Below are 25,856 nucleotides of genomic sequence, written 5' to 3'. Positions count from 1 at the left end.
CCATGTGTGGCGATTTACGCGCGTTGCGGGGCCTAAGACAAGCCAGGTGGGTGTTCGGTTCCGGCCAGTGGAAGATCCTTTTCGAGGAAGGCGCTGTCGCAGTTGAAGCAGCGGTCGTCCACGAGCCGGCGGTCGCTACTGACGTGCGCGCAGGTCCACGATCCGCTTGATCTTGCCCACTGACCGTTCCAGCGACTCCGGTTCGACGATCTCGACACCGACCGAGACGCCGATGCCGTCCTTCACGGCCGCCGCGATGGCACGACCGGCCGCGTCGCGGGTCTCCGGGGTGGCCCCGGCCCGTGCCTCCGCGAGCACGGTGAGCGCGTCGAGGCGGCCCTCGCGGGTGAGGCGGAGCTGGAAGTGCGGCGCCACACCGGGCGTACGGAGCACGATCTCCTCGATCTGGGTGGGGAAGAGGTTCACGCCGCGCAGGATGACCATGTCGTCGCTGCGGCCGGTGATCTTCTCCATCCTGCGGAAGACGCGTGCCGAGCCGGGCAGCAGCCGCGTCAGGTCCCGGGTCCGGTAGCGGATCACGGGCACGGCTTCCTTGGTGAGCGAGGTGAAGACCAACTCGCCTCTCTCCCCGTCCGGCAGCACCTCGCCCGTGATCGGATCGACGACCTCCGGATAGAAGTGGTCCTCCCACACGTGGAGACCGTCCTTCGTCTCCACGCACTCCTGGGCGACACCCGGCCCGATCACCTCCGACAGCCCGTATATGTCGACCGCGTCGATCGCGAACCGCTCCTCGATCTCCCGGCGCATCTCCTCGGTCCACGGCTCCGCGCCGAAGAGGCCCACACGCAGCGAGGTCTCGCGGGGATCGACCCCTTGCCGCTCGAACTCGTCGAGCAACGTCAGCATGTAGGACGGTGTCACCATGATGATCCCGGGCTGCAGATCCTGGATCAGTGTGACCTGGCGGGCGGTCATGCCGCCGGAGGCAGGGATCACCGTGCAGCCCAGCCGCTCGGCTCCGTAGTGTGCGCCGAGCCCGCCCGTGAACAGCCCATAGCCGTACGCCACTTGGACCGTGTCGCCGGGACGCCCTCCCGCCGCCCGGATCGAGCGGGCGACCAGGTCCGACCACAGGTCCAGGTCGCCCTCGGTGTAGCCGACGATCGTGGGGCGCCCGGTGGTGCCACTGGACGCGTGGATACGCCGGATCTTGTCCCGCGACACGGCGAACATCCCGTACGGGTAGTTCTCGCGCAGGTCCGCCTTGGTGGTGAAGGGGAAGCGGACCAGGTCGGCGAGCGTTCGGCAGTCGTCAGGGCGTACTCCAGCCTTGTCGAACGACTCCCGGTAGAAGGCCACGTTCTCGTACGCATGCCGCAGCGACGCCCGCAGCCGCTCCAACTGGAGCGCACGCAAGCCGTCCGTGTCGAGCCGTTCCCCCGCGTCCAGCAGATCCGCCGCATCCGTCATACGACTTCTCCCTCGCCAACTGCACCGATCCGGGCGACCGATCATTCGGTCGAGTGTCCGGGATCAGTAATTCAGGGGTGCGGTCGGTCGTCAAGCCGAACGGAAACGGTGTGGCTCGCGGGGGCAGGGCGCTCAGGCCTAGGTGACCGCGGGCTCAGCGGTTCGCCTCCACCGCCACCGACCGCGCCCACCGGTAGTCCGCCTTGCCGCTCGGGGAGCGCTGGATGGAGGCTGTGATCACCAGCTGGCGTGGGATCTTGTAGCCGGCGAGACGGGCGCGGCAGTGGGTCTGGATGTCGTCCAGGGACAGTGGCCTCGCCCCGTCGCGCAGTTGCACCACCGCCGCGACATGGTTGCCCCATTTCTCGTCGGGCACTCCGGCCACCAGTGCGTCGTACACGTCCGGATGGGACTTGAGGGCCTGCTCGACCTCCTCCGGGTAGACCTTCTCGCCTCCGGTGTTGATGCACTGGGAGCCGCGGCCGAGGACGGTGACGACGCCCTCCTCGTCGACGGTCGCCATGTCGCCGAGGAGGACCCAGCGCTCGCCGTCCTTCTGGAAGAAGGTCTCGGCGGTTTTCCTGGGGTCGTTGTAGTAGCCGAGCGGAACGTGTCCGCGCTGCGCGACGCGGCCCGGTTCACCGACCGCGACCGGCTCGTACGTCGCCGGATCCACGACCTGTGTACGGGAGTTGACGCGCACCCTGAAACCCTTGTCCGGGCCGGAGTCCTCGGTCGCGGTGCCGTTGAAGCCGGACTCCGAGGAACCGAAGTTGTTGAGCAGCAGCACGTTCGGCAGGAGTGCCTGGAACTGCTCGCGCACCGTGTCCGACATGATCGCGCCGGAGGACGAGACGCTGAACATGGACGAGCAATCCGTGCCCTTCATGGGGCCGTTGAGGGCGTCGATCAGTGGTCGCAGCATCGCGTCGCCGACCAGCGACATGCTGGTGACCTTCTCCTTCTCGATGGTGCGCAGAACCTCCGCGGGCACGAACTTGCGGTGGATCACGACGCGTTGCCCGAAGTTGAAGCCGATGAAGGCGGTGAGGGTCGATGTGCCGTGCATCAGCGGGGCAGCGGGCAAGAAGGTGATCCCATCGCCTCCGGCCGCGACCCGCTCGGCCAGCTCCTCCGGCTTCTTGACCGGCTCTCCGGTCGGGGCGCCGCCTCCCAGCCCCGAGAAGAACAAGTCCTCCTGACGCCACATCACGCCCTTGGGCATCCCGGTCGTGCCGCCGGTGTAGATGATGAACTGGTCGTCGGCCGAGCGTAGCGCGAAGCCCCGCTCGGCGGACCCTGAGGCCTCGGCCTTGGTGAAGTCCACCGCGGACAGCGGCGGAGCGTCCGGCGCCGGGGTGCCCACCCGCACCAGATGCCGCAACTTCTCCACCCGCGGCAGCGCCGCCGACACCCGCTCGGTGAACTCCGCGTCGAAGACCAGGGCCACCAGATCCGCGTCACGGTAGAGGTAGACCAACTCCTCTTCTACGTAGCGGTAGTTGACGTTGACCGGCACGATCCGCGCCTTCAGGCAGCCGAGCACGGTCTGCAGATATTCGACGCTGTTGTAGAGGTGCAGGCCGAGATGCTCTCCGGGGCGCACACCGTTGTCGATCAGGTGGTGCGCGATCCGGTTGGCCGCCGCGTCCAGTTCGGCGTACGTGAGGCGGCGCTCCGCTCCCGTGCCGGGGTGGTCGATGTACACGAGCGCCTCGCGGTCGGGCACCACGTCGACGATCGACTCGAACAGGTCGGCAAGGTTGTACTCCACCGCTCCTCCTGACCCTGGCAAAACGATCGACAAGGCGACTAGGCGACTGAGAGATGCGCGCGTCCTTCGGTTCGACGGTCATCAGAGCAAAGCCCGCCCCAACTGTGAAGGGCCCGCGCAGAAGAAATCTGACTGTCTGTCAGAAAACCCTTGAACTGCCCCGGCGCCTACTGCAACCTGTTCTCGTCCCGAGACAGGAGGACCGCCATGGGTGGGACGGAACACCTCACCGTGCAGCGCGAAGGCGCCACACTGGTGCTCACACTCAACAGGCCCGAGGCCAAGAACGCCCTCTCGCTGCCGATGCTGGTCGGCCTGTACGACGGCTGGGTCGAGGCCGACGAGGACGACGCGATCCGCTCGATCGTGCTCACCGGCGCGGGCGGCGCGTTCTGCGCGGGCATGGATCTCAAGGCCCTGGCCGGCAAGGGCATGGACGGGCAGCAGTACCGGGACCGGCTCAAGGCCGATCCCGATCTGCACTGGAAGGCGATGCTTCGCCATCACCGGCCGCGCAAGCCGGTGATCGCCGCGGTCGAGGGCCACTGTGTGGCCGGCGGTACCGAGATCCTCCAGGGGACCGACATCCGGGTCGCGGGGGAGTCCGCCACCTTCGGTCTCTTCGAGGTGAAGCGCGGTCTGTTTCCGATCGGTGGTTCGACGGTCCGCCTCCAGCGGCAGATTCCGCGGACGCATGCGCTGGAGATGCTGCTCACCGGCCGGCCGTACTCGGCGCAGGAGGCCGCCGGCATCGGCCTGATCGGGCATGTCGTCCCCGACGGGACGGCCCTGGAGAAGGCCCTCGCCATCGCCGAGCAGGTCAACGCGTGTGGGCCGCTGGCCGTCGAGGCCGTCAAGGCCTCCGTGTACGAGACCGCCGAGATGACCGAGGTCGATGGGCTGGCTGCCGAGCTGAAGCGGGGGTGGCCGATTTTCGACACCGCCGATGCGAAGGAGGGGTCGCGCGCTTTTGCGGAGAAACGGCCCCCGGTGTACCGGCGGGAGTAGTTCCTCTGGAAGGCCGTTCGAAGCTGCGGGTCCGTGGTGGATGGTCGCGCAGTTCCCCGCGCCCCTAAAGGGGCGCTGGTCGCGCCCACGCGGCGGTGCCGCATATGTCACAGCCCCGCGCCCCTATGGGGCGCACCCCTCATGGGGCACTGCCCCACGTTCCCCGAGGAGACCCCGTGCCCGAAGTGCTCAAAGCCCCGCTCGTCGTCGAGTTTCCCTTCACCCGTTCCCTCGGGCCTGTGCAGAGTGCCTTTCTCAGCGGGCTGCGTGAGCGGGTTGTCCTCGGGGTGAAGACCGGTGACGGCCGGACCCTCGTCCCGCCCGTCGAGTACGACCCCGTCACCTCCGAGGAGATCCGGGACCTCGTCGAGGTGGCGCCCACCGGCACCGTCACCACCTGGGCCTGGAACCATGCCCCCCGCCGCGGCCAGCCCCTGGACACCCCCTTCGCCTGGGTCCTGGTGAGGCTCGACGGCGCCGACACCTCCCTGCTGCACGCCCTGGACGCGCCTGGCCCCGACGCCGTGCGCACCGGGATGCGCGTCCGGATCCGGTGGGCCGAGGAACGATCCGGCGCCATCACGGACATCGCCTGCTTCGAGCCGTACACCGCGGATCAGATACCCGAACTCGCCGGTCACAGCGGCGATTTCGAGGACATGGTGACCGGCATCGTCGCCCCCGCCCGCCTCGACTACACCTACTCGCCCGGGCGCGCCCAGTCCGGCTACATCAACGCGCTCGCCGACCGGCGGATCGTCGGCGAGCGCTGCCCGTCCTGCCGCAAGGTGTACGTCCCGCCGAGGGGCGCGTGCCCCACCTGCGGTGTGGCCACCGTGGAAGAGGTCGAGGTGGGGCCGCGCGGCACCGTCACCACGTACTGCATCGTCAACATCAAGGCGAAGAACCTCGACATCGAAGTGCCGTACGTGTACGCACACATCGCCCTCGACGGCGCCGACCTCGCCCTGCACGGCCGGATCGGCGGCATCCCCTACGACCAGGTGCGCATGGGGCTGCGCGTCGAGCCGGTGTGGACGGACGGCGGCCGCTATCCCGACCACTACCGGCCGACCGGCGAACCCGACGCGGACTACGAGACGTACAAGGAGCTGGTGTGATGCGTGAGATCGCCGTGGTCGCCTTCGGGCAGACCGATCACCGGCGCACCAGTGACGAGCTCTCCGAGGTGGAGATGCTCATGCCGGTCCTGCATGACGTCCTCGACCGGACCGGCATGAAGACCAGCGACATCGGCTTCACCTGCTCCGGCTCCACGGACTATCTCGCGGGCCGCGCCTTCTCCTTCACCATGGCGCTGGACGGGGTCGGCGCCTGGCCGCCGATCTCCGAATCGCATGTGGAGATGGACGGGGCGTGGGCGCTGTACGAGGCCTGGACGAAGCTGCTCACCGGGGACGCCGACACCGCGCTCGTGTACTCGTACGGAAAGTCCTCACCCGGCTCCGTACGCGATGTGCTGACCCGGCAGCTCGACCCGTACTACGTGGCGCCCCTGTGGCCGGACTCCGTGGCCCTGGCCGCCCTTCAGGCGCAGGCACTCATCGACGCGGGCGCCACGGACGAGCCCGCACTCGCCTCCGTCGCCTCCCGCAGCCGCGCGGACGCGCGCGCCAACTCCCATGCTCAGCTGCGGGGTTCAGTGCCGCAAGGGGACTACGTCGTACGTCCGCTCCGTACCGGCGACTGCCCGCCCATCGGCGACGGGGCGGCGGCCGTGATCCTTGCGGCAGGGGAGCGGGCCCGTGAGCTGTGCGAGCGGCCCGCCTGGATCCGGGGGATCGATCACCGCATCGAGGCGCACGGTCTCGGCGTGCGCGATCTGACCGACTCGCCGTCCACTCGGCTGGCCGCCGAGAAGGCCGGCGCCTTCGAACGGCCCGTCGACACCGCCGAGTTGCATGCGCCCTTCACCTCTCAGGAGGTGGTCCTGCGCAAGGCGCTGCGGCTGAGCGGGGACGTCGCGGTCAATCCCTCCGGGGGAGCGCTCGCCGCCAACCCGATCATGGCCGCCGGTCTCATCCGCATCGGCGAGGCCGCCGCCCGTATCCACCGCGGCGAGTCGGACCGGGCGCTCGCACACGCCACCTCAGGACCCTGTCTGCAGCAGAACCTGGTCGCCGTACTCGAAGGGGAGGCCCGATGAGCAAGGAGCCCGTGGCCGTCGTCGGGATCGGCCAGACCAAGCATGTCGCCGCCCGCCGGGACGTGTCCATCGCGGGACTCGTCCGCGAAGCAGCCCAACAGGCCCTGGATGACGCGGAGTTGACGTGGGCCGACATCGATGCCGTCGTCATCGGCAAGGCGCCCGACTTCTTCGAGGGCGTCATGATGCCCGAGCTGTACCTCGCCGACGCCCTCGGCGCGGTCGGCAAACCCATGCTGCGCGTGCACACCGCGGGATCCGTCGGCGGCTCCACCGCGCTCGTCGCCACGAACCTGATCGCCGGCCGCGTCCACGGCACCGTCCTGACCCTGGCCTACGAGAAGCAGTCCGAGTCGAACGCCATGTGGGGCCTGTCCCTGCCGATCCCCTTCCAGCAGCCGCTGCTGGCCGGAGCGGGCGGCTTCTTCGCGCCGCACGTACGCGCGTACATGCGACGCACCGGCGCCCCCGACACGGTCGGCTCCCTCGTCGCGTACAAGGACCGCCGCAACGCGCTCAAGAACCCGTACGCGCATCTGCACGAGCACGACATCACGCTGGAGAAGGTCCAGGCCTCGCCCATGCTGTGGGACCCGATCCGCTACTCCGAGACCTGCCCCTCCTCGGACGGCGCGTGCGCGATGGTGCTCACCGACCGCTCGGGAGCGGCCCGTTCGCCCCGGCAGCCCGCCTGGCTGCACGGCGGCGCGATGCGCAGCGAGCCCACGCTCTTCGCCGGAAAGGACTTCGTGTCGCCGCAGGCCGGCAAGGACTGCGCGGCCGACGTGTACCAGCAGGCCGGCATCACGGACCCGCGCCGGGAGATCGACGCCGTCGAGATGTACGTGCCGTTCTCCTGGTACGAGCCCATGTGGCTGGAGAACCTCGGCTTCGCCGCCGAGGGCGAGGGCTGGAAACTCACCGAGTCCGGAGTGACGGAACTCGACGGAGACCTGCCCGTCAACATGTCCGGCGGCGTCCTGTCCACCAATCCGATCGGTGCGTCCGGCATGATCCGCTTCGCGGAAGCGGCCCTTCAGGTGCGCGGCCAGGCGGGAGAACACCAGGTCGACGGGGCGCGCAGGGCGCTGGGGCACGCCTACGGCGGCGGCTCCCAGTTCTTCTCGATGTGGCTGGTGGGTGCCGAACCGCCCTCCTCCTGAACTGTGCCCCTCACGTGGCCTGTGCCTGGCGGTGACCGATCGCTAGGCTGGCCGCGGACGACGAACCGGGAGGAGCACGGACGTGGCCGAGAGCACCATCCAGCAGCATCCGCTCGCAGGCTGGGACAAGCCGGAGCTTGACCTCAGCAGTGCCGACTGGCGCTCCAGCAGCCGTGGGCTGGGGGATGTCCAGATCGCCTTTGTCGAGGGCTTCATCGCAATGCGCAACAGTGGCCGCCCCGAAAGCCCTTCCCTGATCTTCACACCTGCGGAGTGGGGCGCGTTCGTGTCGGGGGCACGGGAGGGGGAGTTCGACCTCACCTGACGCACGGAAGAGGGGTGTTTTCCTCCTCTTTCCCGGACACGCGGCCTTCTCTGACGTCCTGGAGCCACGCCTGAGCGAGGCTGGACCCGGGAAACAGAAGGCGGCGTCCCGGAGGCGAGGATTCGCATGAGCACCCTGCCCGTCGTCGCAGCGGTCGACGGTTCGGACGACAGCCTGCGCGCCCTGGACTGGGCCTTCGACGCGGCCCGGATGCGCGGGGCGCCATTGTGCGTGGTCCATGTGCGGCAGTACGCGCCCTGGGCCCCGCCCGAGGCCTTGCCCGCCTCGCCGCCGGAGCCGGAAGAGGACCCGGTCCTCCAACAGGTACGCACCCGCCTGGAGGACCGGGCCGAGCGGCCGGCGACGGAGTACGCCGTACTGGAGGGCGCGCCCGCGGCGGTACTGCCCGAACTCGGGTCCACCGCCCAGCTGTTGGTGCTCGGCTCCCGCGGCCGCGGCGGCTTCGCCAGCTTGATCCTCGGCTCCAACAGCATGGCCGCCGCACGTGACGCGGAGTGCCCTGTCGTCGTGGTGCCCCGGCCCGGACGCCAGGTGCACGAGAACGGTCCCGCCGGAGCGGGCCCGCGGGTGGTGGTCGGTCTGCACGTCGACGGTCCCGACGAGGCGAGCCTCGCGTTCGCCTTCGCCGAGGCCGACCGCCGGGCGGCCCGCCTGCAGGTGGTCGCGGCGTACGTGTGGCCGCTCCAGATGTGGGCCGTCCCCGGCGACTTCATCACGACCTCGACCGTCGACCAGGAGGCCATCGAGACCGGCACCCGAACGCTGGCCGACGGCTTCGTGGCCCCGCACCGCGAGCGGCACCCCGACGTCCGCGTCGAGGTGCTGGTGGGGCCGGGCGACGCCGCCGGACACCTGGTCGCTGCCTCCAAGGACGCCGACCTCGTGGTGGTGGGCCGCCACCGCCGACGGCTGCTGGCACCCATCCGCATGATCGGCTCGGTCACGCAGGCGGTACTGCTGCACGCGGCGAGCCCGGTGGCGGTGGTGCCGCCGGGCGGCGAGGAGAGCTGAGCCGCGTCACCGCAGCACCACACACCCGCGCGCTTCGAGGTCCCGCCGCACTCCGGCCGGGATCTCGACGTCGTTCCACCGCAGATCCAGCTTCTCCAGCGACGGCAACTCCGCGATCCAGGGCGGCAGTTCGCCGAGCCGGTTCGCCCGTAGATCGAGCCGCCGCAGCAGGGGCAGCCCGTGCAGCACCTCGGGCACCTCCGCGAACTCGTTCTCCCGCAGCTCCAGTTCCCGCAGTTCCCGCAGATTGCGTACGGAGTCGGGCAGCGCGGTGAGCTGATTGGCGCGCAGCCACAGCTCGCGCAGCGCGGCCAACTCGCCGAGCGAGGCGGGCAGTTCGGTGAGCAGGTTGTGCTGGGCGCGCAGCTCCACCAGGCCCGTCATCGATCCCAGTGACTCCGGCAGCGCTGTGAGGCGGTTCTCGCCGACGTTGAGGTAGGCGAGCCGCGTCAGACGGCCCAACGACTCGGGAAGCCAGGTGAGTTGATTGTCATGCAGGTAGAGGAAACGCGTGAGGCCTTTCAGATCACCCAGCTCGTCGGGGATCTTAGTGAGCTGGTTGTGCCCGAGATCCAGCGTGTGCAGCGTGGCGAGGGTGCCTATGCGGGCGGGCACTTCGGTGAGCGCGTTTTCCGGCAGCAAGAGGGATTTCGGTGCGGGATGCTCCCACACCTCTTCGGGTACGTCGCTGAGCCCGCCGCGCCAGTAGTCGAGTACGCCTCGCTTGTTCACGGCCACAGCAACTGCCTGACCCAGCCCTCGCTCCCGCTTTCGCCCTCGCCGGACCGCAGATAGACGAGGCGTGTGCGCCGCCGCTCCCTGTCGCCCTGCCAGAACTCGACGGAGTCCGGGCGCACCGAGTGCAGGGTCCAGCCCGGGGCCACCAGGTCCGGCTCGGCCTCCAGACGTGTGAGGGACTCCTTGACGGCGGCGTCACGCTCGGCGAGGTCCGAGAGGGGCTGGGACTGGCGGCCGAGGAGGGCCTCCGCGCGGGCTCCGGCACCGCGAGCCAGGAAGTCCGCCGCGCTGTCCTCGGGGCTCTCCGGGACCACCGGCCCGCGCACCCGCACCTGCCGGGCGGGCTGCGGCCAGTAGAAGGTGAGCGCCGCGAAGGGCCGTACGGCGAGATCGCGCGCCTTCACGCTGCCGCCGTCCGACGCGAACTGCCAGCCGCCGGGGCCGATCCCCTTGAGGATCAGCGTGCGTGCCGTCGGGTTCCCGTCGGCGCCCGCCGTCGACAGAGTCATCGCATGCGGCTCGCGGACCCCCGCCTCCACGGCCGCGAGCAGCCACTCGGTGAACAGCTCGGACGGCGAGGCGGGTGCCTCGGTGGGGTCGAACACGGGCAGGTCACCCGCGAACACCTCCAGGCCGCGCAGCAGTTGACGCAGATCGTCCACGTGAGCCCTCCCGTGTCATTGGACGACGGCGACATTACCGTCGGCACGACGGCAAGGGCGGGGGCGCGGACGATCCCGCCGCCACGGCGGGGCTCACCACCTGGGTACGTGGGCATCCGTGTCCGTGTCGTCCGGTACGAGCGGGTTGGCCGAGACGGTGGCTCTTCCGGAACGGCTCGCCGAGTGCCCCGGGCGGTGACGGCCGGGCGGGTTCGCGGTGGTCGCCGCAAGCCTCCCGGTGTGGCGCCGGCAGTCGTCTCCCGTACCTCGTCGCGCCCCGACTTGCACGTACCATGGCGACATGTCCTTCCTCCGCCGCCGCAGCGCCACACCCGCAGGGCCTGACTTCGATGTTCTGGCCATGGACCCGGGGGACTGGCCGGGCAATCTCGGCGCGGGCCTGCTGCCCGCCCCCGACGGCAGCTGCCAGGGTGTGTTCCTGCGCTACGACCTCTTCGGCGGCCGCGGTCCCGCGATGATCATCGGGAATCTGCCGGAGGGCTCCCCGGCCCGGGACGTCGCCGAGGACGAGATCCCCTTCGAGGTGGCCCAGCTGCTGCTGGCGCTGGAGAACGACGAGGAGGTCACCGTCGTCGGCGCCGAGGACACACCGGTGATGCAGGGCGACAACCTCCTGATCGTGCGCCGCCTCAAGCTCTCCGAGGCGCGTATCTCCTGTGTGCAGTTCGACCGCAGTGACAACGTCCTGGTGACCATCGCTGCCTGGGACCGCCCCATCACCGACGACCTGTACGCGCTGCTGAAGCCGCTGCCCGCGGAGCTGTTCCAGCAGCAGGGCTGAATCGACGGCCCTTTTGCATGAGCCTGTGCGGGATTCTGTTCGGGATTCCGCACGCTGCGTCATGCCTCTTGTCACCCTCTGATCGGACCTTTAGCGTCCTGAGTTATGTCGCATGAGCCGCATGAGTCACATGAGATATCTCGAAGAGCCACGTTAAAGACGACAGTTGGCGGGGCGGCCGGTCTCGCTCTCGGCGGGGGTCTCGTCGGCAGTGGAGTGGCCGCCGCTGATTCCTCCGACGAATCGCGGGAGTCGATGGCGCTGTGGTACGCCTCTCCGGCCGCCGACTGGGAGCGCGAGGCCCTGCCCATCGGCAACGGCGCGCTCGGCGCCACGGTGTTCGGCACGCTCGCCTCCGAGCGGCTTCAGTTCAACGAGAAGACCCTGTGGACCGGCGGCCCCGGCTCGGCCCAGGGCTACGATCACGGCAACTGGCGCGAGGCGCGGCCGGGCGCGATCACCGCCGTGCAGGACGAGCTCGACGCGAAGACCCGGCTCGACCCCGAGAGCATTGCCGACGAGCTGGGCCAGCCGCGCGTCGGATACGGCGCCCATCAGACCTTCGGCGACCTGCACCTCGACATCCCGGACGCACCGACGGCCACGCCGGACTCGTACCGCCGTGAACTCGACATCTCCAACGCCGTCGCGAAGGTCGGCTACACCCACCAACAGGTCGGCTACCAAAGGGAGTTCTTCGCCTCCTACACCCACGGCGTGATCGTGGGACGGCTGACCGCGGACCGCCCCGGCAAGGTCAACTTCACCCTCCACTACACCTCGCCCCGCAGCGACTTCACGGCCACCGCGGCGAGCGGGCGGCTCACGGTGCGTGGCGCGCTCGAGGACAACGGGCTGCGCTTCGAGGCCCAGGTCCGGGTACGCAGCGAAGGCGGCACCGTCACCTCGAACAGCGACGGCACGATCACCGTGACCGGAGCCGACAGCGCCTGGTTCGTGCTGGCCGCGGGCACCGACTACGCCGACACGTACCCCGACTACCGCGGCGACGACCCGCACGCCGCCGTCACCCGGACCATCGACAAGGCCGCCGGCGAGCGCTATCAGTCCCTCCTCGCCCGCCATGTCCGCGATCACCGCGCCCTGTTCGACAGGGTCACCCTGGACATCGGCCGGACGGCCCCCGCCGATGTGCCCACGGACCGCCTCCTCGCGAACTACACCGGCGGCGCAAGCGCCGCGGACCGCGCCCTGGAAGCGCTCTACTTCCAGTACGGCCGCTACCTCCTCATCGCCTCCTCGCGCCCGGGGTCGCTTCCCGCGAACCTCCAGGGCGTCTGGAACAACAGCACCTCGCCCCCGTGGTCGGCCGACTACCACACCAACATCAACATCCAGATGAACTACTGGCTCGCCGAGGCGGCGAACCTCGCCGAGACGACAGCTCCGTACGACCGCTTCGTGGAAGCCCTGCGCGCACCCGGGCGGCGTACGGCCAAAGAGATGTTCGGCTCACGCGGCTGGGTCGTGCACAACGAGACCAACCCCTACGGCTTCACCGGCGTGCACGACTGGGCGACCGCCTTCTGGTTTCCCGAAGCGGCGGCGTGGCTCACCGGGCAGCTGTACGAGCACTACCGGTTCGGCGGGTCGACGGACTACCTCCGCGGCACCGCGTACCCGGTGATGAAGGAGGCCGCCGAGTTCTGGCTCGACAATCTGCGCACCGATCCGCGCGACGGCACGCTGGTCGTCACGCCCAGCTACTCGCCCGAGCACGGCGACTTCACGGTCGGCGCCGCCATGTCGCAGCAGATCGTGCACGACCTGCTGACCAACACCCTCGAGGCGGCCGGCATCCTGGGCGACTCGCCTTCCTTCCGCCGGTCTCTCGAGAAGACACTGGCCGACCTGGACTCCGGCCTGCGCATCGGCTCCTGGGGCCAACTCCAGGAGTGGAAGGCCGACTTGGACGACCCGGACGACGACCACCGGCATGTCTCGCACCTCTACGCCCTGCACCCCGGGCGGCAGATCGAGGCCGGCACCAAGTGGGCCGACGCCGCGAAGGTCTCGCTCACGGCGCGCGGCGACGGCGGCACCGGCTGGTCCAAGGCCTGGAAGGTCAACTTCTGGGCACGGCTGCGCGATGGCGATCACGCGCACAAGATGCTTGGCGAACAGCTCAAGTCCTCGACTCTGCCGAACCTTTGGGACACCCATCCGCCGTTCCAGATCGACGGCAACTTCGGTGCCACGTCCGGGATGGTCGAGATGCTGCTGCAGAGCCAGTACGACGCGATCGAGGTACTCCCCGCGCTGCCCGCCACCTGGCCGGACGGCTCGGTCCGCGGCCTGCGCGCCCGCGGAGGCGCGACGCTTGACATCGACTGGGCCGACGGGCACGCGACGCGCATTGCGCTGGTCGCGTCGCGAACCCGGCGGCTCACCGTCCGCAGCGATCTCCTGCCGGAGGGGGAGGCCGCGTTCAAGGCGATTGCTGGGCGGCGGTATGTGTGGGGCGAGTAGGCCTGAGCGCCCGCTGGGATGAGATTCGACTGCGGGTCCGTTGTGGCTGGTCGCTCCCTCACTCTCGGGCTCCGCTCGAGCGGGGGGACCCCCATCGCGGCGGAGTCGCAAATGTCACCGCCCCGCGCCCCTGAAGGGCGCGTTACCGCACCCAGGACGAAAGTCCGCGGTGGCCCTGTGCCAGGCCACCGCGGACCGCCGTCCCCCGTCAGCGAGTGCCGACCGCCGCTCGAACGGCCTTGCGGGCCAGCTGGCAGTCGTCGTGCAGCCGCCTGAGCAGGAGCCGCTGTTCCTCGCCGGACGGCGCGGCACCCGGGTGGGCAGGTCCCGGTGCCACCGGGGTCGCCTCGTGCATCGAACGCTGCACGGCCGTCTCGTACGTACGGATCTCACGGGTCAGGACGAGCATCAGGTTCACCAGGAACGCGTCCCGTGCCGCGGGCCCGGCCGACTGTGCCAGCTGGCTGATCTGCCGCCGGGCCATCGGAGCGTCGCCGAGGACCGACCACAGCGTCGCCAGGTCGTAGCCCGGCAGATACCAGCCCGCGTGCTCCCAGTCCACCAGCACTGGACCGGCCGGTGAGATCAAGATGTTCGACAGCAACGCGTCACCGTGGCAGAACTGGCCCATCCCCTGGCGCCCCGCCGAGTGTGCGATGCCGTGCACGAGCTTCTGGAGATCGCCCATGTCCCGGTCGGTGAGCAGCCCCAGGTCGTGATACCGGGAGATCCGCGCCGCGTAATCCAGCGGGGCGTCGAACGTCCCCGCCGGCGGACGCCACGAGTTGAGCCGGCAGACCGCGCCCAACGCCGCCCTGATGTCCGCACGCGGCGGAGCCTCCGCCGGGTGTCGCTGGAGTGCCGCCACCCGCCCGGGCATCCGCTCGATCACCAGCGTGCAGTTGTCCGGATCCGCCGCGATCAGCCGTGGCACCCGCACCGGAGGACGGTGCCGCACGAACGAGCGGTATGCCGCTATCTCATGGCGGATCCGCTCGGCCCATGCTGGAGAGTGGTCCAGTAAACACTTGGCGACGGCGGTGCTGCGCCCCGTCGTTCCGACGAGGAGCACCGCACGGCCGCTGCGGCGCAGCACCTGCACCGGAGCGAACTCCGGGCAGATCCGGTGCACCGAGGCGATCGCCGTGCGCAGCTGCGCGCCCTGAGGGCCGGACAAGTCGAGTCTCCCGCTGAGCGGTTGGCTGCCGGCACCCGGTACGCGCCGCGTGGTCCGACCGGCACCGAGCACGGGTGACCCCTGACGTGCGGGGTCCAGATAAGGGCCGCTGCCCGCCCTTGGCGACTCCCCAGCTCGAGGAGCCTGTGGACGCGGGCGCAGCGACCGGGGCGGGGCGGACACGGAGGACGATGCTGCGTACATGGGTGATACAGATCCCTTCGTGTGCCTGCGAATTGCCGCGCTACCCGCCCCGGCCGCCTCGGTGCACCCTGGGGAATGTCCCTACGGCGACCGGGTCGGGGTGGCGCGTTCCTACCTGACACCCGATGCGCACTGGCACACCATCTGGCGCACCCTGGCGAACCCTGGCGAATAGTCCCGCAGCAACTGACACGGGGTTACTGTCAACTCAGCCGAGAACCTGGGGGCTTGACGTGAGCGGACAACCCAACACCCGTCTGGCGGATCTGTTCGGCCTGGCCGGCTGGTCCAAGGGCGAGCTCGCGCGGATGGTCAACCGGCAGGCGGCGGCCATGGGCCACCCCCAGCTGGCGACCGACACCTCGCGGGTGCGGCGCTGGATCGATATGGGAGAGATCCCGCGCGATCCCGTGCCGCGGGTGCTGGCAGCGCTGTTCACCGAGCGTCTCGGCCGTGTCGTGACCATCGAGGACCTCGGTCTGGTCCGGCACGGGCGTACGGGGAAACGGCCGGGCGGCGGGAGTGCGGAGCATCCCGACGGAGTGCCGTGGACGCCCGAGCAGACTGCCGCGGTCCTCACCGAATTCACGGGAATGGACCTCATGCTCAACCGACGCGGCTTGGTGGGCGCGGGCGCCGCGCTCGCCGCAGGATCCGCACTCAGCAGCGCCATGCACGACTGGCTGCACTCCGACCCGGCTCTTTCGGCCGACGCTCCCGAACTCCACGATCCCCTGCACGCCGACCCCGCCGGGTACGACCGCTACGAGGCCGCCCCCATCGGGTCGCAGGAGATCGAGGAACTGGAGCGCTCGGTCGAGGTGTTCCGGGCCTGGGACGCGGCCCGCGGCGGCGGGCTGCAACGCAAGGCTGTCGTGGGACAGCTCAACGAAGTGGGCGGCATGCTCGCCTACCGACATCCCGACCATCTCCAGCGGCGCCTGTGGGGCGTCGCCGCCAACCTCGCCGTCCTCGCCGGCTGGATGTCTCACGACGTCGGCCTGGAGCCCACGGCCCAGAAGTACTTCGTCATCGCCGCCCACGCCGCCCGTGAGGGCGGTGACCGGCCCCGCGCCGGCGAGGCGCTCTCCCGCGCCGCACGCCAGATGGTGCACCTGGGGCGGCCCGACGACGCACTCGACCTCATGAAGCTCGCCAAGTCGGGCTCCGGTGACGAGGTGCTGCCGCGCACCAAGGCCATGCTCTACACCATCGAAGCCTGGGCTCAGGCCTCGATGGGCAAGGGCCAGGCCATGCGGCGCACCCTCGGAGAAGCGGAGGAACTCTTCGTCTCTGACAAGAACGACGTACCGGCGCCCAGCTGGATGCAGCTCTTCGACGAGGCGGACCTGCACGGTATGCAGGCCCTTGCCTACCGGACGCTCGCGGAGCACGAACCAGCGGCTGCCGCCGTCGCGCAGCGCCACGCGAAGGAGGCGCTCCAGCTGCGCGAGAAGGGACGGGACCGGTCGCAGATCTTCGACCACATCTCCCTCGCGTCCGCCTGCTTCATCGCCGACGACCCCGAACAGGCCGACCGGTACGCACGCCTGGCCCTGACCTCGATGGGCTCCAACTCCTCCCATCGCACCTGGGACCGGCTGCGTGAGATGTACCGGCTGACGGGGCAGTACTCCAGCTATCCGAAGATCCAGGAGCTGCGTGAGGAGATCAAATTGTCGCTGCCCAAGGGCTTGAACATCCGGGGCGGCAACAGCGCACGGGCATAGGGGGACCACTGTGAATGAACGACGTGAACTGAAATGAAAAGATCGCCGGAGCTGACGTCGCTCGACGTCAGGCGTCACCGTGTTCAGGTGGCGACCCTGGCGATGAGTACGCAGGCGTCGTCCTCGCGTTCCGTTTCGCCGAACTCCTCCACGACCGTCCGTACGCAGTCCTGTGCGGTACGGGCCCCGCCGAAGCGGGAGGCAAGGTCGAGGAGGCGGTCCACTGTCGCGTCACGACTGCGCCCGGGGACCAGTCCATCGGTGTGCAGGAGCAGCAGGTCGCCTGGTTCGAGCGGCTCTTCGGCCTGCCCGTAGGCGGCGCCCGAGGTCGCGCCGAGCAGGACACCGTCCGGCGGCGACAGCGCACGCCCCGCCCCGTTGCGGAACAGCAGGGGGGCGGGGTGGCCCGCCTGCGCCCAGACGAGCGCCCGGTTCTCGGGCCGGTAGCGGCAGCACACGGCGCTGCCGAGGGCCGGCTGGACCGAGGCGTCCAGTAACTGGTTGAGCCAGACCATGAGTTGGCCGGGTTCGCTGCCTGCCATGGTCATCCCGCGCACCGCGCCGAGCAGCATCGCCATGCCCGAGGTGACGGTGGCCCCGTGCCCCGTGAGCTCACCAACGCTCAACATCGTTTCGCCGCCGGGCAGTTCGAGGGCGTCGTACCAGTCGCCGCCGATCAGCGCGCTCGTCGAGCACGGCAGATAGCGGGCGGCGACGTCCAGGGCCTGCGGCCCTTGGTGCGGGAGCCGCAGGGAGCCGCGCCACGGCGGCAGCACAGCCTCCTGCAGCTCGACCGCGAGCCGGTGCTCGGTCCGCGCGATGTGCCGTTGGCGTTGCAGCGAGTCACGGGTCTCGTGCACCGTCCGCTGGCTGCGGCGCAGTTCGCTGACGTCCCGCAGCACGGCCCACATCGAGGCGGTGCTGCCGTCGGCTGCGAGCACGGGCTCGCCCATCATGTGCACGGTTCGTACGCTGCCGTCCGGGTGCACGATCCGGAACTCCCCGTCGATCGGCTTCGCGTCGATGAGGCAGTCCGTCACCATCACCGTCAGCCTCGGCCGGTCCTCGTCGAGTACCACGGACGGCAGTTCGTCGAGGGTGAGCGCGGGAGCGGCGGGGTCGCGGCCGAGGATCTGGTAGAGCTCGCCGGACCAGTTCGCCTCGTCGGTCAGCAGGTTCCACTCGGCGCTGCCGACCCGGCTGAGCAGTGAGGCGTGCGGAGAGGCGGGCGGCGCGGTTCGTACGTCGTCAGCCGCCGCGTCGGGTGTCACGGGCGCGGGCGGCGGGCCGTCCCGCAACTGCGCCAAGTGCTCGTCGAGATCGTTCAGTTGGTGCAGGGCCAGATCGCACAGCGCGCGCTGCCAGCGCCCTTCGGGGTCCGTGCCGTCCGACTGCGCGTCACGCCGCACGGCGTCCACGTCGCCGCGCAGCCGACGCGTCTGCGAAATCAGCGCGTCGACCGAGCCGCGTGGGGGCGGCTGGGCGGCTGGGTGGTCCGCCGAGAGATGGGACGGCATGACGTACTCCGATACAGGCCCGGTACGAACAAGGCTGAGGGAAGGACCGTTACGACTCTTGCACAGCCCGCGACGCGCTGTAAGGGATTTGGCAAGACGCGATGCGCTGGTGACCCTGGCATATGCCTAAGTCCTCCCAGGGGGCCCGAGTCGGACGAATCGATTAGGTGTGAGCGTAGTCAAGTCGTAGCCAGGATAAGCGAGTTGGTGGAGTTGTGGCAGTAGGTGCGGACTCCTTCAAGCGCGTGTTCGACGCTCGTGCGAGCGGACGCCGCTGTCGTGCCCCGGGCGAGGGAGTGGGGCATCTGTAGCGGGGTGCCGGGGCCTGCCGCCAGGCGCGGTCAGGAAGGCGGTCGCTCCTCGGCCCCGCAGGAGCTTCCGGCGTCCGCGAGCGAGCCGTACAGCAGGAAGTCATCGACCTTCTCGTGCACGCACTTCGACGAACCGTACCCCGTGTGACCTTCGCCCTTGTTGTCGAGCACCACGGCCGACGGGCCGAGCCGCTTCGCGGTCTCCACGGTCCAGCGGTACGGGGTCGCGGGGTCGCCGCGCGTGCCGACCAGGAGCATCTTCGGGGTGTCGACGTCACGTACGTCCTCACGGATGTAATCGGTGCCCTTGGGGCGGCCGTAGCACATGAGCACCTGGGTGAGCCGGTAGCGGCCGAAGACCGGCGAGGCCTCCTCGTACTCGGCGCGCAGCCGGTCGAGGTTCCTGGTGATCCGGGCGGCGGTGGGGCGGTCGGGATCGTCCGCGCAGTTGACGGCTATCAGCGCGGCCTGGAGGTTGTCCATGGGAATGTCCGCCTCGTCGACGAGCCCGCCGTTGCGGGGCGCCGCGATGCCGCCGCCGGTGAACCGCAGCAGCCCGCGGGCGTCACCGTCCTCGATCAGCGATCTGAGCGCCTGCGAGAGGGCGGGCCACAACTCTTTGCTGTAGAGGGCCTGTCCGAGGGCGCCCGCGAGGTCCTGGCCGGAGAAGGGCGCGCCGAACTCCGTAGGCAGGGGATTCTCGTCCAGTGAGCGGACCAGGTCGACCATCTGCTCCCGGGCCGTGCGCGGATCCTGCCCGAATGCGCAGCTGATGTCCTCGGTGCACCAGGTGAGGAAGTCGTCCAGCGCGGTCTGCATCCCTTCGGTGTTGGCGAGGACCTGCTCACTGAGCGGCTCGGTGAGCGTGTCCACACCGTCGAGCACCAACCGGCCGGTCCTGTCCGGGAACTGGGCCGCGTAGACCGCGCCCAGCCGCGTTCCGTACGAGAAACCGAGGTAGTTGAGCTTCTTGTCGCCGAGGGCATCGCGCATGATGTCCAGGTCCCGGGAGACGTTGACCGTGCCGATGTGCGGGAGCACGGGCCCGGAGTGCTTGGCGCAGGCGTCGGCGGCCTTCCTGAGCAGCTTCAGCGCGGCCTGCGGATTGTCGCTGTCCGGTTCGCTGTCCTCGGTGGGGTCGTCCGTCGGATCCGCTGGTGGCTCGATCCCGTCACCGCAGCTGACCGGTGAGCTTCTGCCGACGCCGCGCGGGTCGAAGGTCACCACGTCGTAGCCGTTCGTCAGGCCCATGAAGTCATCGCCGCCGGCGGTGACTTCACTGACTCCCGAGACGCCGGGGCCACCGAAGTTCAGCAGTACGGATCCCCGGGACTCGCCCGTCGCCCTGAAGCGGGCCATGGCTATGTCGAGCGTTGCACCATCGGGTTTCGCGTAGTCGAGCGGAACGGTCACCTTGCCGCACTGCAGGTCCTCGGGCACCCCCATCCCGGCGTCTTCGCAGTCGGCCCAGTCGATCTTCTGGTCGTAGAAGCGGGACAGTTCGGGCTGATCGCGTTGTTCGCGCTGATCGGCCGCGGTCACCGTCGGCAGCCCGGCTCCCAGCAGAGCCTGGGGTGGCAACGCGGCTCCCAGCAGGACCAGCGTCACAGCGCCGGCGAAAGCGCAGCGGTGGTGCGTGAACAGCATGGGAACCCTCCAGGGACGCCCCGGCCCAGGACCGGGGATTCCCCCTGGCTCACGATAAGGGCCCACTCCCGGCCACGCCTCTGGACAAGCGTGACGCCCGCAGGAGGCTTATTCTTCGCGCCGAAGCGCTCAGTGCGCCGATGCTGTGGCCTCTGAGGGTTCTGTGGCCTTTGGGGCCTTCCCCGGGGTGCCTCTGGGCTCGCCGAACGCCCACGACATGCGCGGCTCGACGACGAAGCGGAAGACGGCGCGGACCGGCCCGGAGCACAGGAACGTGATGAGACCGACCGCAGCCGCCGTGACCGCCACCTCGCCGAACGGGGAATGCAGCCACGGGTAGTCGTACCAGTCGAAGAAGCGGGACGACTTGATGATGAAGCCATGCAGCAGGTAGCCGTACATCGTGCCCGCGCCCAGCGCCGTGAACCACATGTGCCGCCTCGGTACCCAGGCCAGGAAGCAGACGGTCAGCACCAGCGCCAGAGCGAGCAGCGCCGGCGTGGTGATCAGGCCCGCCCAGTTCGGCACGCCCTGGCTGGTGACGCTGCTGCGGTGGTACAGCCACCTGGCGTCGAACCAGGGCGCCACCGCGTACGCCGCCCCGCACGCGGCCACGCCCACCGGCGCCGCCATCAGCCGCACACGCCGCGTACGCAGCCGGTCGAAGTGCTCGGCGCGGAGCGTGAGGCCGAGCACGAAGAACGGCAGAAACTGCAGAGTCCGCTGGATCGAGATGTCCCCGCCGAGATCCGGTGACACCGAGGCGAACACGGCGAGCCCCATCGCGATCGGCACCGGGCGGCGCAGGGCCAGCCACACGGGGGTGGTCAGCCGCCAGATGAACAGCGCGACCAGGAACCACATCACGTACCAGGGATCCAGCAGGCTGAACGGATACGTCCAGTCGTCCTGCGCCCAGCGGTAGAACAGCGTGTACGCGCACTCGAAGACGAGATACGGCACCACAACACCCGTCAGCAGCCTGCGCACCCGTCCCGGCGCCATGTCGAAACTCCGGGAGAAATAGCCGGAGATCAGCGCGAACGCGGGCATGTGGAACGCGTACACGGTCAGATACGCCGCTGTCGCGAACCTGCCGCTGTGCGTCAAGGGCTCCCAGGCATGACCGCAGCACACCAGCACAATGGTGAGGTACTTCGCGTTGTCGAAGTACGGGTCCCGGTGGGCCGGCGGAGGCTTGGCCGGCGTTCTGGGCGGCGGCTCCGACACCGCCACGGATGCGGGGGCCGACAAGTCCTGCGACACCATGTCTCCAAGCCTCGACAACGTGAAACTGATTCCTCCCGCCCGCCACTGTCACATACGGCGCGGTGGTGCGAGACGTTCACACCTGGCTCGGCGGACACCCGGTGGCTGAAACCGTGCCCGGCCGAAGGCAGCCTCCGCGGGCATGAAAGTCCGTTGCACGTCCGGCCCGCGCGTGGTGAAGTGCCGATATGGATCATGCAGCGGTACTCGCCCAGTACGACCGGGACATGCGCGAAGGAGCGCGCCCCGACGGCCCCGGTGCCGTGGTGGAGCATGCCGACGGAGTCGTGCGGCAGACCGGACCCGAGCAGGGCTGGAACGGTGTCCTCTGGTCTCAGCTGTCGGGGCGGGCGGAGGCCGACGTCGACGCGGTGATCACCGATCAGGTGCGGTACTTCACAGGCCTCGGCCGCGAATTCGAGTGGAAGCTGTACGGGCACGACCGGCCCGCGGACCTTGGCGGGCGGCTGCGCGCGGCCGGGTTCACCGCCGAACCGGAGGAGACGCTGATGATCGCCGAGTGCGGCGAGCTCCGCCTCGACGCCGCGCCGCCCGAGGGCATCGAACTCCGCCCCGTCACCGACCGCTCGGGCGTCGACCTCATGGTGGACGTACACGAGCAGGCCTTCGGCACGGACAGCTCCCAGCTCCGCCACCAGCTGCCGGCCCAGCTCGACGCGGACCCGGACACGGTCGTCGCCGTCGTGGCCCTCGCCGGTGACGTGCCGGTGAGCTCGGCCCGCATGGAACTCACGCCGGGCACCAGGTTCGCGGGCCTGTGGGGCGGCGGCACCGTCCCGGCCTGGCGTGGCCGCGGCATCTACCGCGCCCTCGTCGCCCACCGGGCCCGCATCGCCGCCGACCGCGGTTACCGCTACCTCCAGGTCGACGCCACCGACCAGAGCCGCCCCATCCTCGGGCGACTCGGCTTCGTACCGCTGACCACGACGACGCCGTACGTGTACGCCCCGCGCTGACACCCTCCGACAGGCAGGGCGGCGTGACGCATCGCCGTCTCACAGATCCAGCTGGTACTCCACGGCCCTGAGCGTGGGCAGATAGCCCAGGGTGTCGTTGACGCGCCGCATGGGCGTGTTGCTGTCCGCCGTGTCGGTGAGCAGGGCGCCGAGCTCCGGGTGGCGCCGGCGGGCCACGCGGATGGAGTGGGCCTTCATCCAGCGGGCAAGACCGTGTCCGCGGTGCTCGGGGAGTACGGCGGTTCCGAAGTGCTGACCGTCGCCCTGCCCGTCGCCGGGCACGACCAGCTCGGTGAAACCGACCACCGCACCGTCCCTCGTATCCACCACAGCGACGGTGTGCAGCAGATCGCCGCGCTTGGCGATCGCCTCGGCCGCCGACACCACGCGGTCCACATCCCACACCACCGTGCCGTAGTCGGTGCCCTCCATCGGCATGTCGTCCATGGCCCGCCGCGACTCTGCGTACGTCCGCGCCAGTTCGGGCGGCACGGTGCCCTCCCACTCGGTCAACCGGTAGCCGTCATGGGCCTGTTCGGCGATCGCGTCGATCCGGGTGAGGTCGGCGTCGGCCAGCGGGAGCCGGGCGTACGTCAGCGCCAGCACCCGGCGAAAGCCGCGCGCCGCCAGAACCCCGTCGCCCGGGGAGCCCTCCTCGGCCTGCGCGAGGACCGACCGGCGCCCCTCGTGCCGCGCCGCCGCGACGGCCGCGTCCAGCAGAGTGCTGCCCACGCCCCGGCGCCGCTCGGCCCGGTGCACGGCGACTTGGAGCTCCGCGAGATGCCGCTGCCCCTCCTTCGTGAAGAGCCGCAGAAAGGCGGACCCGACCGGCATCCCCTCGTCGTCGGCCGCGAGCCAGGCCCGCCGCCAACTGGACGGGGTGGGTTCGGGGTCGGTGAGCGCGGTGATACGAGGCGGCACGAGGTCTCCGTCACGGTGGGCTGCGGGTGGTGAAGTCGATCAGTGATCCCGCAGGAGCCAACCGTGACGGGGACCGGCGTGCAACAGGTTTTGTGCTGATTCTGTGCGGCAGGCCGTCGTGGTCAGCGGCGTACCTTGGACCGGTCCAGGGCGGCGACGCCCACCGCCGCGAGGCCGATCTGGATCAGCCACTCGATCCAGTCCACCCCTTCGGTGTCCGCCACGTCGAACGCCGAGGCGATGCCCGATCCGACGAGCGCGGCCGCGATACCGACCAGAATGGTCCACAGGACGCCGATGCGCTGACGGCCCGGAACGACGAGCCGACCCAGCACACCGATGATGATGCCGATCACGATGGCACTGATGATGCCCGAGATCTCCATCTCAGCCTCTCTTCGTCATACTCCCTACTGCTATGAGTGCCCCGTTACGGTGAGTGCACTCCCGGCTCCGCGCATGCGCCACTGGTCGAGCAGGGTTTGCGGGGCCCGCCCCTAAGGGGCGCTGTGGGTACGCGCCCAGGTCTGCAGGGGGACCTCCCGGCCCCTCGACACGCGCAGGACGGGGTCGGTGTCGACGAGGGTGAAGCCGGTGGTCCGCGCGACCGCCCTGCTCGCCGTGTTGCCCTCCTCGATGCACAGGACCACGCGCCGGGCGCCGGTGTGGCGCAGGGCGTAGTCCGACACGAGGCGTACGGCTCTGGAGGCCAGGCCTTGGCCGCGGTGGGCGGCGCCGACGCCGTAGGCGAGTTCTACGTCCCGTTCATCTCTCTGGTTGCGGAACAGCAGGACCTCGCCGCGCGGAACGACACCGTCCGTGGTGATCGCGAACTGTACCTTGCGCCCCTGAGCACGCGCCGCGAACGCCTCTGCGAGGTACGTGTGAGCCGCCGCGATGTCGAACGGCGAGGCCACGGGCGTCCAGCGGGCCATCTCTGGGTCGTCGTACAGCTCGACCAGCGCGGGCACATCGTCCTGCGACCACTCGCGCAGCCGGATCCCGTCCCCTTCGAGGCGGAGTTGGGGCGGCAGGGCAAGCGTCGGTCGGATGTCCATGCGTGGATCATGCCGCACGCCGCGTGGGCGGCCAAGAGAGAACGTCGCCTCGAGCACCCGTTGACATGCAAGTAACTGCCTGCATAACGTTGAGTGTGCGAGCGGGGGGAGATGCGGCGATGGACCAGGTATTCAAGGCGCTGTCGGACGGGACGCGCAGGCGGCTGCTCGACAGGCTGCACGAGCACAGCGGGCAGACGCTGGGGGAGTTGTGCGCCCGGATCGACATGTCGCGTCAGTCGGTGACCCAGCACCTGGCCGTTCTGGAAGCCGCCAACCTGATCAGCACGGTGTGGCGGGGGCGGGAGAAGCTGCACTACCTCAACCCCGTACCGCTCCACGAGATCCAGGAGCGGTGGATCGACAAGTTCGAGCGCCCGCGCCTGCGTGCGCTCGGCGCAGTCAAGCGACGAGCCGAGGAAGACATGACCGACAAGCCGACCTACGTGTACGTCACCTACATCCAGAGCACGCCCGAGAAGGTCTGGGACGCGCTCACCGACGCCGATGTGACCGCCGCCTACTGGGGCCACAACAATGTCTCGGACTGGCGCGTCGGCTCCCGATGGGAGCACCGGCGTACGGACGGCTCGGGCATCGTCGACGTGATCGGCGATGTCGTGGAGAGTGAGCGGCCCACCCGGCTGGTCACCACCTGGGCGGATCCCGCGGACGAGGGCGAGGAGGACAAGTACTCCAGGGTCACCTTCGACATCCGGGCGCACGGCGGGATCGTCCGGCTCACGGTCACCCACGAGGACCTGTTGGACGAGTCCGATGTCGCCGCTGCGGCCTCCGGCTGGTCGGCCGTCCTGTCCAACCTGAAGTCGCTGCTCGAGACGGGCAGCCCACTGCCGGAAGAGCCCTGGGCCATGCCCGTCGGCTGAGCCGCGGCCTGTACGGAGACCTCGTACGGAGGCCGGCCCGCGACGAGTAACCGCGGACCGGCCACCACCCTCATCCGTGCAGACGTCCTCCTACCGCTGCTCGTACGCCTTCGGTGTGCTCTTCGCCGATGCGGCCGCGCACACGGCCCCCAGCACCACGGCGAGACCGCCGATGATGACGTTGCTGACGATGACGCCCGCGTCGGGGCTCTCGCCCACGACCCACGGCGAGATGATCAGCCACACGCCTATGGCGGACATCGCCCAGCTCAGGCCGTACATCCGTTCCGGGGCTCTGGTGAAACCGAGTGCCAGCAGGCCTATCGCGATGCCCATGATGAGGTTGTGCGTCACGAGTGAGGGCTGGCTTGTCGTGAAGTGGAGAATCCACGGGGATGCGGCGCAGTACAGACCGAGCAGGAACACCGGTCCGTCCACGAGCGCCACATCGCGACCACCAAGCATGCGGGCGTACCGATCCCGCATTTCGCCTACGTCTGGGTGAGTGGTGATGTCACCTCTGGTGCGTGAGACGTCGGCCATGACTCGTCTCCTTTGTTCTC

Annotated in this window: 23 protein-coding genes; 11 read left to right on the top strand and 12 right to left on the bottom strand. The window is 69.7% G+C overall.

Annotated elements, in window-relative coordinates:
• Nucleotides 1–135: 135 nt before the first annotated feature.
• Both paaK and ABD357_RS11425 read right to left on the bottom strand, forming a co-directional pair.
• Complete coding sequence (gene paaK / locus ABD357_RS11430; protein ID WP_344389506.1) at nucleotides 136–1,434, bottom strand: phenylacetate--CoA ligase PaaK; 1,299 nt, start codon at nucleotides 1,432–1,434, stop codon at nucleotides 136–138.
• 154 nt (nucleotides 1,435–1,588) lie between these two features.
• Complete coding sequence (locus ABD357_RS11425; protein ID WP_344389505.1) at nucleotides 1,589–3,208, bottom strand: acyl-CoA synthetase; 1,620 nt, start codon at nucleotides 3,206–3,208, stop codon at nucleotides 1,589–1,591.
• Between the two features lie 207 nt (nucleotides 3,209–3,415).
• On the opposite strand from ABD357_RS11425, the gene ABD357_RS11420 reads away from it, so the two are divergent.
• The 6 genes from ABD357_RS11420 to ABD357_RS11395 all read left to right on the top strand — a co-directional run bounded on the left by ABD357_RS11420 (nucleotide 3,416) and on the right by ABD357_RS11395 (nucleotide 8,903).
• Nucleotides 3,416–4,216: a crotonase/enoyl-CoA hydratase family protein gene (locus ABD357_RS11420; protein WP_344389503.1), complete on the top strand. Its 801-nt coding sequence runs from the start codon at nucleotides 3,416–3,418 to the stop codon at nucleotides 4,214–4,216.
• A 176-nt stretch (nucleotides 4,217–4,392) separates the two neighbouring features.
• Nucleotides 4,393–5,337 (top strand): Zn-ribbon domain-containing OB-fold protein, encoded by a 945-nt coding sequence (locus ABD357_RS11415; protein ID WP_344389501.1) that lies wholly within the window; start codon nucleotides 4,393–4,395, stop codon nucleotides 5,335–5,337.
• Entirely contained in the window at nucleotides 5,337–6,383 is a 1,047-nt protein-coding gene (locus ABD357_RS11410; RefSeq protein ID WP_344389500.1) for a thiolase domain-containing protein, read from the top strand. Before ABD357_RS11415 ends, ABD357_RS11410 begins: the two co-directional genes overlap by 1 nt.
• On the top strand, nucleotides 6,380–7,546 hold the full coding sequence (locus ABD357_RS11405; RefSeq protein WP_344389499.1) for a thiolase domain-containing protein: 1,167 nt from the start codon (nucleotides 6,380–6,382) through the stop codon (nucleotides 7,544–7,546). The genes ABD357_RS11410 and ABD357_RS11405 overlap by 4 nt, the downstream gene beginning before the upstream one ends.
• An 82-nt stretch (nucleotides 7,547–7,628) precedes the next feature.
• Nucleotides 7,629–7,871 (top strand): DUF397 domain-containing protein, encoded by a 243-nt coding sequence (locus ABD357_RS11400; RefSeq protein ID WP_344389498.1) that lies wholly within the window; start codon nucleotides 7,629–7,631, stop codon nucleotides 7,869–7,871.
• Between the two features lie 126 nt (nucleotides 7,872–7,997).
• Nucleotides 7,998–8,903 (top strand): universal stress protein, encoded by a 906-nt coding sequence (locus tag ABD357_RS11395; RefSeq protein WP_344389497.1) that lies wholly within the window; start codon nucleotides 7,998–8,000, stop codon nucleotides 8,901–8,903.
• A 6-nt stretch (nucleotides 8,904–8,909) separates the two neighbouring features.
• Here ABD357_RS11395 and ABD357_RS11390 read toward each other — a convergent pair whose 3' ends face one another.
• Nucleotides 8,910–9,635, bottom strand: coding sequence for a leucine-rich repeat domain-containing protein (locus tag ABD357_RS11390; protein ID WP_425584814.1), 726 nt, complete (start codon nucleotides 9,633–9,635; stop codon nucleotides 8,910–8,912).
• Nucleotides 9,632–10,303 (bottom strand): pyridoxine/pyridoxamine 5'-phosphate oxidase, encoded by a 672-nt coding sequence (locus ABD357_RS11385; RefSeq protein ID WP_344389495.1) that lies wholly within the window; start codon nucleotides 10,301–10,303, stop codon nucleotides 9,632–9,634. Before ABD357_RS11385 ends, ABD357_RS11390 begins: the two co-directional genes overlap by 4 nt.
• A 301-nt stretch (nucleotides 10,304–10,604) precedes the next feature.
• Here ABD357_RS11385 and ABD357_RS11380 point away from each other — a divergent pair, with 301 nt between their 5' ends.
• A complete protein-coding gene (locus tag ABD357_RS11380) occupies nucleotides 10,605–11,105 on the top strand; it encodes a hypothetical protein (protein WP_344389494.1) in 501 nt (166 codons plus the stop codon).
• A 255-nt stretch (nucleotides 11,106–11,360) separates the two neighbouring features.
• A complete protein-coding gene (locus tag ABD357_RS11375; protein ID WP_344389559.1) occupies nucleotides 11,361–13,595 on the top strand; it encodes a glycoside hydrolase family 95 protein in 2,235 nt (744 codons plus the stop codon).
• Nucleotides 13,596–13,803: 208 nt separating this feature from the next.
• Here the strand turns inward: ABD357_RS11375 and ABD357_RS11370 are convergent, their stop codons facing one another.
• Complete coding sequence (locus ABD357_RS11370; protein ID WP_344389493.1) at nucleotides 13,804–14,976, bottom strand: aminoglycoside phosphotransferase family protein; 1,173 nt, start codon at nucleotides 14,974–14,976, stop codon at nucleotides 13,804–13,806.
• 233 nt (nucleotides 14,977–15,209) lie between these two features.
• Here ABD357_RS11370 and ABD357_RS11365 point away from each other — a divergent pair, with 233 nt between their 5' ends.
• Entirely contained in the window at nucleotides 15,210–16,706 is a 1,497-nt protein-coding gene (locus ABD357_RS11365; protein ID WP_344389492.1) for a DNA-binding protein NsdB, read from the top strand.
• An 83-nt stretch (nucleotides 16,707–16,789) separates the two neighbouring features.
• On the opposite strand, the gene ABD357_RS11360 is transcribed toward ABD357_RS11365, so the two are convergent.
• From ABD357_RS11360 to ABD357_RS11350, 3 genes are all read right to left on the bottom strand, one after another.
• Entirely contained in the window at nucleotides 16,790–18,223 is a 1,434-nt protein-coding gene (locus tag ABD357_RS11360; RefSeq protein ID WP_344389491.1) for a PP2C family protein-serine/threonine phosphatase, read from the bottom strand.
• A 341-nt stretch (nucleotides 18,224–18,564) separates the two neighbouring features.
• Nucleotides 18,565–20,181: an alpha/beta hydrolase gene (locus ABD357_RS11355; RefSeq protein WP_344389489.1), complete on the bottom strand. Its 1,617-nt coding sequence runs from the start codon at nucleotides 20,179–20,181 to the stop codon at nucleotides 18,565–18,567.
• A gap of 129 nt (nucleotides 20,182–20,310) precedes the next feature.
• A complete protein-coding gene (locus ABD357_RS11350) occupies nucleotides 20,311–21,450 on the bottom strand; it encodes an acyltransferase family protein (RefSeq protein WP_344389488.1) in 1,140 nt (379 codons plus the stop codon).
• A gap of 188 nt (nucleotides 21,451–21,638) precedes the next feature.
• On the opposite strand from ABD357_RS11350, the gene ABD357_RS11345 reads away from it, so the two are divergent.
• Nucleotides 21,639–22,427, top strand: a complete 789-nt coding sequence (locus ABD357_RS11345; RefSeq protein ID WP_344389487.1) for a GNAT family N-acetyltransferase — start codon at nucleotides 21,639–21,641, stop codon at nucleotides 22,425–22,427.
• A 39-nt stretch (nucleotides 22,428–22,466) separates the two neighbouring features.
• Here the strand turns inward: ABD357_RS11345 and ABD357_RS11340 are convergent, their stop codons facing one another.
• The 3 genes from ABD357_RS11340 to ABD357_RS11330 all read right to left on the bottom strand — a co-directional run bounded on the left by ABD357_RS11340 (nucleotide 22,467) and on the right by ABD357_RS11330 (nucleotide 24,406).
• Entirely contained in the window at nucleotides 22,467–23,348 is an 882-nt protein-coding gene (locus ABD357_RS11340; protein WP_344389486.1) for a GNAT family N-acetyltransferase, read from the bottom strand.
• Between the two features lie 122 nt (nucleotides 23,349–23,470).
• The gene (locus tag ABD357_RS11335; RefSeq protein ID WP_344389485.1) at nucleotides 23,471–23,734 is read right to left on the bottom strand and encodes a GlsB/YeaQ/YmgE family stress response membrane protein; all 264 of its coding nucleotides are present in this window, start codon (nucleotides 23,732–23,734) and stop codon (nucleotides 23,471–23,473) included.
• A 111-nt stretch (nucleotides 23,735–23,845) separates the two neighbouring features.
• Complete coding sequence (locus tag ABD357_RS11330; protein ID WP_344389484.1) at nucleotides 23,846–24,406, bottom strand: GNAT family N-acetyltransferase; 561 nt, start codon at nucleotides 24,404–24,406, stop codon at nucleotides 23,846–23,848.
• 119 nt (nucleotides 24,407–24,525) lie between these two features.
• Here ABD357_RS11330 and ABD357_RS11325 point away from each other — a divergent pair, with 119 nt between their 5' ends.
• Nucleotides 24,526–25,293: an ArsR/SmtB family transcription factor gene (locus tag ABD357_RS11325; RefSeq protein ID WP_344389483.1), complete on the top strand. Its 768-nt coding sequence runs from the start codon at nucleotides 24,526–24,528 to the stop codon at nucleotides 25,291–25,293.
• A 90-nt stretch (nucleotides 25,294–25,383) separates the two neighbouring features.
• Here ABD357_RS11325 and ABD357_RS11320 read toward each other — a convergent pair whose 3' ends face one another.
• Nucleotides 25,384–25,836: an SPW repeat protein gene (locus tag ABD357_RS11320; RefSeq protein ID WP_344389482.1), complete on the bottom strand. Its 453-nt coding sequence runs from the start codon at nucleotides 25,834–25,836 to the stop codon at nucleotides 25,384–25,386.
• Nucleotides 25,837–25,856: the final 20 nt, after the last annotated feature.

The sequence above is a fragment of the Streptomyces vastus genome, from assembly GCF_039532825.1.
In the GTDB taxonomy this organism is placed as follows: Bacteria; Actinomycetota; Actinomycetes; order Streptomycetales; family Streptomycetaceae; genus Streptomyces; species Streptomyces vastus.
The sequence above is the reverse complement of the archived record's forward strand: the minus strand, read 5'-3'. Positions and strand labels throughout refer to the sequence as shown.